The 2,792-nt window shown below is 64.7% G+C and carries 3 protein-coding genes; 2 read left to right on the forward strand and 1 reads right to left on the reverse strand.

The annotated features are described in order from the left end of the window. Positions 1 to 248: 248 nt before the first annotated feature. Both EN879_RS31075 and EN879_RS31080 read left to right on the forward strand, forming a co-directional pair. Entirely contained in the window at positions 249 to 974 is a 726-nt protein-coding gene (locus tag EN879_RS31075; protein WP_013525352.1) for a HemK/PrmC family methyltransferase, read from the forward strand. After that, positions 971 to 2,086, forward strand: a complete 1,116-nt coding sequence (locus tag EN879_RS31080; protein ID WP_013525353.1) for a hypothetical protein — start codon at positions 971 to 973, stop codon at positions 2,084 to 2,086. Before EN879_RS31075 ends, EN879_RS31080 begins: the two co-directional genes overlap by 4 nt. 48 nt (positions 2,087 to 2,134) lie before the next feature. Here the strand turns inward: EN879_RS31080 and nadE are convergent. Further along, positions 2,135 to 2,792: NAD(+) synthase (gene nadE, locus EN879_RS31085; protein WP_127274486.1), on the reverse strand; the 658-nt coding region annotated here is incomplete at its 5' end.

Raw genomic sequence — 2,792 nt, forward strand, 5'->3', positions numbered from 1 at the left:
TTGCAGCGGTACTCAACCGCATGCTGGCGTGCGCACGCCCGGAGTCTGTCCGACATCAAGTCCGGCAGCTACAATCGGCAACTTCAAAGACCGAAATGCGTTCGATTTCATATCCGCGCACCAACGCCGCATCTATATGGCCGAGTTGGTGCGCTGCGCAGTATCGGCGGCGATATCTTTAGCAGCCGTTTACCGGAGCGCGATAGGTCCTGTGTATGCAATACTGTCGGATGACGTAAGGAACCGCCGTGCCGCACAGAGCAGCAGCCCTAGCCGGCCGTTCTACGCCCCGCCTGCATCGTTTCATGAGCGTGATGCTCGAACTGGCTCCGGGCGTTCTCGTGCCGCGTCAGGAAACGGAGTTGCTCGGACAGAGGGCGCTTGCGATTCTTGGCGATCGCGCGCCCGGCCCGATGGTGATCGACATGTGCTGCGGCTCCGGCAACCTTGCTCTGGCGATCGCCGCGGAAGTTCCGTCGGCCCGCGTCTGGGGGGTGGACGTGACTGACAGCACGGTCGCGCTCGCCCGGAGCAATGCCGAACGCTTGGCCCTTCAGGACCGGGTCACCATCCGGAAAGGGGATCTGTTCGGTGCGCTGGAGGGCGATGGGCTTATCGGCGCAGCGGACATGATTGTCTGCAATCCGCCCTATATCTCGACCGCGCGCCTCGAAGGCGAGAGCGCGCATCTGCTTGAGGGCGAGCCGCGCGAGGCCTTCGACGGGGGGCCTTACGGCATCTCGATCCAACAGCGGCTGATCCGGGACGCAACCGATTTCCTCAAGCCTGATGGCTGGCTGCTGTTCGAGTTCGGGCAGGGGCAGGACCGCCAGGTGGCTGCCCTGATAGCCAGAGCCAAGGCCTATGAACCCGTGACATTCGCCAAGGATGAGGTCGGAATGCCGCGTGTCGCACTCCTCCGCAAGCTTGGGAACGGTTCGCCCGCGATCTCATCCTCCGCGAGTTTGGCATGAGCCAGATTCGTCCCCTGCAGGCTGCGGATATTCCGGCCGTCGCCGGGCTCTTTCAAAGAACCTTCCGGGACGGTGGCAAGCCGCCGCCTCCGGCGCTCGAGACTTATCTGCGCTGGCACTATCTCGAAGGCCCGGTCTGCGATCCGGAGATCGCGTCTCTCGTCCATATTGCGAGCGAAGGCGACATTTCAGGCTTTGTCGGCGTAAATGTGCTGCCGATGAGGCATGGCCAGTGCAAGCTGCGCGCCGCCATCTGTGGTTCGCTCATGGTCGAACCGCGGGCGAACGACCCGATGGCCGGCGCAAGGCTGCTCAGGACATTCCTGGCCGGGCCGCAGGACATCTCCTTCAGCGAAACCGCAAATGCCCTCTCGACGCAGATGTGGACGAAACTGCGCGGGGTCGCCCTGCCGCAATACAGCCTGGACTGGATCCGGGTCATCCGGCCTTCGGCCTTCCTGCTCGATCTAGCCTCGCGGCGAGCCGGCGCCGTGCGCTTGCTTGACCCGCTCGCGCGCGGACTCGATCGCTATCTTCGCGGACGGATGCAGGAGAACGAGATGCGCTGGTCCGGGGTCCCGGAACTCTGGAATGGCAAGGGCGGCCTCAAGGTAGCCGAAATCGATCAAGCCGGTTTTGCGGCTCTTTTGGACCCGTTGACGCGGCAGTTCCCGCTCCGCCCCGACTGGAGCGCCGAGCAGCTTGCGCATATCCTCGCGGAGGCTTCCCAGAAGCCGGACTATGGTGATGCCGTGTTCGCGTCCGTCTCCTCCCCCAGCGGGGCGCTGGTCGGCGCCTTCCTCTATCACACCCGCCCGGGCAGGATGGCGCGCGTGCTGCAGGTTCTGGCCCTGCCGGGGCAAGCTGGTTCCGTCGTCGACTGCTTGATTGGCGATGCGGCGCGGCGCGGCGCCGCCGGCCTGCGCGGCCGGACGCAACCCGCTCTGCTCGCAGCGATGCTGGGCCGGCGGGTCGCCTTCACTCAACCGGCCTCGACCGTGGTGCATTCGCGCGACGAGGAGCTGGTGAACGCGTTTCTGAGCTCGCAAGGCTTCTTCAACGGGCTGGCCGGCGAGCGCTGGAATCGCTTGGCCGGGGAGCAGTTCGAATAGGCCGTCATTTGCCCGCGCGGCGACGTAATCCCGATGGTCGCGCCGATCTCAGCTGGCGATTTCCTCGACGGGGCGGACGAGCTGCGGGCCAAGGTGCAGATGGCGCGTCGCCCGGCGCTTGGCGGCGATATCGGCCCAGACGCGTTCGACCTCGACCGCAGTCAGCTTCGCGGCGGCGCCGACGTCCGCGGCTGAAAGGCCGTTATTCAGGCCGAAGAGGCAAATATCCATGCGGTCATAGGGCAGGGAGAAGTAGAACTCTTCCTGCGTCTGCTCGAGGGAATAGGTGTCGGTCGTCGGCGCCCTGCGGCAGATTTCCTCGGGAATGCCGAGATGGGCGGCAAGCGCATAGACTTGGCTCTTGTAGAGATGGGCGATCGGTTTGACGTCAGCCGCGCCGTCGCCATTCTTCACGAAGAAGCCTTGGTCGTATTCGAGCCGGTTCGGCGTGCCGAGCACGGCGAAATTCAGCCGGTCGGCGTGATAGTACTCGATCTGTTTGCGCGTGCGCTGCTTCATGTTGGTGGCGGCGACGATGCCGAGATAGACCGCCGCCGACATGCGCAGCTTCGTCTGCCGGCCTTCGGGGTCCTGCACCACCAGCGAGGAGATGTTGTAGCCCTCCCCGGCGAGCGAATTGGCGATGACGATCTTTGAGGCCCAGCCCGGCCCGTATTCCGGCACCAGCTCGCGGATGAAGGTATCC

The sequence above is a fragment of the Mesorhizobium sp. M7A.F.Ca.AU.002.02.1.1 genome (assembly GCF_003998535.1).
In the GTDB taxonomy this organism is placed as follows: Bacteria; Pseudomonadota; Alphaproteobacteria; order Rhizobiales; family Rhizobiaceae; genus Mesorhizobium; species Mesorhizobium ciceri.

Bases quoted from the DNA above. Each gene is read 5' to 3' on its own strand.
- EN879_RS31080 (WP_013525353.1), top strand. From the start codon at position 971: ATGAGCCAGATTCGTCCCCTGCAGGCTGCGGATATTCCGGCCGTCGCC.